General features: G+C 55.0%; 5 protein-coding genes. 3 read left to right on the top strand and 2 right to left on the bottom strand.

From position 1 onward, the window contains the following. Positions 1–123: 123 nt before the first annotated feature. Positions 124–747 (bottom strand): hypothetical protein, encoded by a 624-nt coding sequence (locus BMI01S_RS36020; protein ID WP_028232989.1) that lies wholly within the window; start codon positions 745–747, stop codon positions 124–126. Positions 748–1,159: 412 nt separating this feature from the next. Between BMI01S_RS36020 and BMI01S_RS36015 the strand changes: the two genes are divergently transcribed. Continuing rightward, positions 1,160–1,366, top strand: coding sequence for a hypothetical protein (locus BMI01S_RS36015; protein WP_028215511.1), 207 nt, complete (start codon positions 1,160–1,162; stop codon positions 1,364–1,366). A 144-nt stretch (positions 1,367–1,510) separates the two neighbouring features. Here BMI01S_RS36015 and BMI01S_RS36010 read toward each other — a convergent pair whose 3' ends face one another. Then, on the bottom strand, positions 1,511–1,885 hold the full coding sequence (locus BMI01S_RS36010; RefSeq protein ID WP_042292805.1) for a DUF1842 domain-containing protein: 375 nt from the start codon (positions 1,883–1,885) through the stop codon (positions 1,511–1,513). A gap of 565 nt (positions 1,886–2,450) precedes the next feature. Here BMI01S_RS36010 and BMI01S_RS40160 point away from each other — a divergent pair. After that, the gene (locus tag BMI01S_RS40160; protein ID WP_081723650.1) at positions 2,451–3,449 is read left to right on the top strand and encodes an LLM class flavin-dependent oxidoreductase; all 999 of its coding nucleotides are present in this window, start codon (positions 2,451–2,453) and stop codon (positions 3,447–3,449) included. A 283-nt stretch (positions 3,450–3,732) separates the two neighbouring features. Next, complete coding sequence (locus BMI01S_RS38470) at positions 3,733–4,413, top strand: ATP-dependent Clp protease proteolytic subunit (protein ID WP_028232986.1); 681 nt, start codon at positions 3,733–3,735, stop codon at positions 4,411–4,413. Positions 4,414–4,648 lie beyond the last annotated feature (235 nt).

The raw sequence follows: 4,648 nt of genomic DNA, 5'->3' as shown, positions 1-4,648 counted from the left end.
CCGACGATTTACGCAAGGCAACCACGCTATCAAAAATCGAGACTGCAAAAGCGGAGGTGACCATAGACTTCCCATTGAGACGACTTCTCCCGTAGAAAGCGGCGTCCGTTTACGGCATCTCGCTCAAACGGCGGGGCGGTCAGCGAGCACGTCTGACCACGGGCGCGGCACCGTGTCAGGCTGCGTGGGATGAAAGCGGAAATCGCAGCTCACGCGCGTCGTTGCTGTGCCATTGCACCGGCTACCGTGCGCCAGCATGCCGCCATCCCAAATGAGCGCTTGGCCGTAGCATAGATTGACGGGCTGAAAGTCGCCGCTTCCATAATTGGTTTCGATATGCAAGGTGCAACCGTCATAGACGTCGGTGAAAGGCAGAAAGCAATTGATTTGTTCGGTGCGGTGCGTAATGTCGATATCGCGATGAAAGGCGCTCACGCTGCCCGTGCCAGCGAGATGGACACGCATTTTTGGATGCGCCGAGTAGCGAATTCTTTCCCTATAGGGCGGCGCGAGCATTTGGGCAATCCATGCGTGGTAGATCCGATAGAACGGCGCCTCATCCTCGATGCGCTGCATCAAGCTTCGCTGCACCAAGTTGTCGTGGTACCTCAGCGTACGGCCCGTTCTGCCGCGGACAACCTCGTGGAGTCGGTCGAGGTGCGTCACACGAAACACGTCGCGCGACAGAATCGCCGCAAACGGGTAACGTCGAGTGTCGTAGTCGATAACTATGAAACGTCGGTGCATGTGCGCTTCCAATGTACCGCGCGCCACACGAGTTCATACCAGCGAAGTCAGTAGCTGCGCAACGATGTGATTCGCGAGATGCGCCTTTTCCCACTTGTGCCAGAGAAGCAAGCCGCCTTTGCCGAGATTCGCGCGCGTGAGTGCCGCCAGATTCGCCGCGGCTGGAGGGGCGATCTCAGGACCGTGATAGGCGGCATCGGCATCGCCTGACTCGGGCTGGCGCGCACCGTAACATCACAACCGTGCCAACTCCTCCTTCGAGCGGCAGTTGCCATAGAGCTCCATCGAATCTATCACCGGATCGCAGAGAAAGCGCACCTCGCCTTCGAAGAAGTCCCGCGTACCGCCTCTCCAGTTTCGCTAGCCATACGCTCCGTGGTGCCGAAACATTGGCACTATTTTAGTGATATAGATGATTTCCATAGACGATGAAAACCCGAAAGCGCAATTCGGAACGTTGGCCACTGAGAGTGTGACTCGCGGCTTCGCCGAAGCTCGTGAACTGGCTCCTGATCGCGCGATTGGCGAACGCCTCTATGCGGCGTTCGCTCGCATGCCGGAAAAGAAGCGCGTCAGCAAGGACATTAAGCTATTTCGCACGGTGCCTATGTCAGCATGAACCACCTTTCGGCCTGCAAATGTAGACGTTCAGTAAACCGCTCGTAGCTATCCGCCGGGATAGGCGCGAGCACCCATGAAAGTGTCGATCTCACCGGATCATGTGACCTGGGATATCGACATCATATATGCGCTTCTTGCAGCGCTATGGCGCCGACTTCACCGGGACATTGATAACGCCATGCATGCCCCACTTGAAATCGCCGTGCCCATTCCACTTGTCATCGACCAACATCAGCGCGGTGAACGTCTCCAAGATCGTTCCGATGGCCGGCGGCGGAAGCGTGTACTGATAGGTGCCCGTTAGCGAAACAACGTTCACAGGATCGTTGCCCAGTTGGTAAAGGGCGCCGGTCGCCTTGACCTCGACGTCCAACGGTGGATTCGTCGTCTGAGTAACCTCGACGATGCCCGAGACGTTTCCCGAGGGCGGATTGACGAGCAGAGAAAAGTGGATGATCGGCGCGCCAGGAACGCCCTGATGACCGGCAATTCCGTCCACTCTATAGAGCTGGTCCATAATAGATCTTCCTTTCACCAAGTTAGTTATGCAAACGAAGCAGCGCGATCTGGCAGATGTGGCTCGTCGCGCTCACAGTGCGTGCTTGCAAGATCTGTGCTTAAGCAGATCGCTGACCGTAGTCTTGTCCGGTTGTTTTGGTCGTGTGCCTGCGCAACTCCCCAGCCTTCCGTTCTACAGCAGCACCATGCCGAATGCTGAGAACACGCCTCACCGGTTGAGGTGACTGCTCTCTTCGACGAAACCTTTGGTCGGCGAAAGCTTGAGCGCGTGGTGGTGCTGGGGACCAACTGATGAGGGCCTGGGCCATTCGGTGGGCATCCGTATGGAAGCGTCCGACTAGCTGGCCAGCGAACGACATTGTCAGAGGTTGGACAATGTCGGGAATGAAACAACGTCGGTGAAGGGTGATGGTGTTATCCGGCGGGGGTTTTATTTGGCACGGTAACTGCTTGCATCGCAATCACGCTACACATATACAAGGATGAACCTATGGTTAGACTCACCGATTGTGCGCTCTCCGCCTGTGGTCACACTTCGCGCTTAGCGTTTGCGGCAAAAGTGAATGTACGCCGCCTGGCACAGAACAAACGATGACGGCTGCGCCATTGCGCAACAATACGCGGACCGCCTCAGGCTGGCTGAAGCCTGTGATCGGCTCGGCTTTTACGCTTACCATCTGGCGGTGCATCATTTTACGCCGCAAGGGGGCCGTCGCCGAATCTGTTCTTGTCGAGCTCCGCACAGCGCACAAGGGAATTTCGTCGTGGCCCGTTGGTCACTGCTTAGCCTCCATCACCCGCTACGTGCATTCGAGGAGATATGCATGCTTGACCACTTGAGCGGCGGTAGTGTCGAGATGGGCATAGGGCGCGGCTCGCTCCCCATAAAGCTTGGCCACTTCGGGATAGATGCGGACGACGTGCCAGAACGCTATCTGGAAGCTAGCGAGATTCTGATGGCGGCGATGAAGGGCGGCACCCTTTTCTACCGAGGCCACCATTTTCCGCTAGACAATGTCCCTTTGGCATTAATGCCTCGTCAAGGTCCTTACCCGCCAACATGGATCGCCACCAACCGAACTGAGGCCGCGCGCTGGGCCACCACACACGGCGCAAATATCGCATCCGTAGGACCCGCGGCATTTGTTCGCGAGATTACTGAGCCATACCGTGCGGTGGAAGGATGCAACACGGGCACCGGCACGGCCAGCAAACCATCATTTGTCGGATTGCTTCGCATGATTGTGGTCGGGCAATCTGCTAGCCATGCATATTCGCTCGCAGCACCTGCTTTCGGACGTTGGCTTAGGAACTTCAGATACCTGTACGATCTCAATTCGATTCCGGTTTCATCAAATCTGCCCCGGACTTTTGACGCAGCAGTAGAGAGTGAATTGTGCGTTGCAGGAACGGCGGCTTTTATACGACGAACTCCCCTTGATCAGCTGCAAGAAGCAGCGGCCAACCCCAACCGCGTGAGTGTGATCGCCCTCGGGCAGGCTATTTTGAAAGGCGATCTTTTCTCTACCGCTACCTTCCGCAACCACCAACGTTTTTTTTGATCTCGGTTCGTGAAGGTGTCATCGGCGCCACCGCCGCGGAATTGCAAAAAAGGGTTTTGGCCAGCTTCGAGCCAACGAATCGGTGTCGTGGCTTGGAGATATCCAAGGTGGCCCTTGCTCATCATGAATGAGGTCGCGGAGTGAGCCCCCAAGCGGCAAGTTTCCCTCGCCATGATCAGTCTACCCTCGGTGTGTCGATGTCTATCGTTTGTAGGATCAGTCTGTCTGCTCCGACATCGCCGATGGACTAACTAATCCGTGTTTGCTTTAATAAGAGGAAGGCATGAAAGTTTTTTGTGAAATTCTTATTCGTGGCACGTTGCTGCTATCTCTCCTTTACTGGGCACCGGCCCATGCTTATCTCTCAAAAATTATCCCAGAAGCGGATAGAAGATACGACGTATTGACCAGCAAGATATTTTATACGGGGCCCGTTACAATTCAAAAGGCGAATGACTTGATAGCGGCGCTGGACGAATTGAACGCGAAATACCCGAGGCTAAAATCGATTTATCTATATATCCACAGTCGTGGTGGAGATATGGATGCGGGGTATGTTACCTACCGCGCCATCCAGAGTTCGGGGGTACCGGTAATAACAGTTAATTTAGGCACGGTGATGTCGTCTGCTACGATGATTTTTTGCGGCGCTCAGGACCGCCTCTCATTTCCTGGGGCGCGCTTTATTCTGCATCCACCAAGCATAAACCTGAGCAACAGGTTTCAGCCGGATCAGCTAAATGTTGCCACGGAAGATTTGGATACCGCCAAGCAAATGCTTTCGGATGTCTACAGCAGGTGCACCAAACTGAACGAGAAGGAAATAAATTCAATGATTTACAGTGAAAATAACAGAAAGGTTCTCAGTCCAGATGAGGCTTCTGCAGATGGAATGGTGACTGGCAAAGCTCTTGAGATTATTGATGCGCCGGTGTCCTACTATGTAAAGGATCGCGCACAGTAAGCTTTCTGAGATGGCCTGACTTCCTGTCACTTTTACATTGACGAATCGAACTTGCGCCGGCCTTGATGTGACCGAAGGCCGGATCAATCGCACCGCGATCTTGTGACCTCAATGAATAAATGCGCTGCGGCAAGGCGTAGGCGGACATCCGCGAAATCGTCGCGCATGCATTGGCGATTCCGGATCTGTACGTCGCGGTTCTCGCGCCGAATCCTCGTGGAAGCCGCAGCGCACT

The organism is Paraburkholderia mimosarum LMG 23256 = NBRC 106338, assembly GCF_000739815.1.
Classification (GTDB): Bacteria; Pseudomonadota; Gammaproteobacteria; order Burkholderiales; family Burkholderiaceae; genus Paraburkholderia; species Paraburkholderia mimosarum.
Note: the sequence above shows the minus strand (reverse complement) of the source record. Positions and strands in the feature narration are given on the sequence as shown.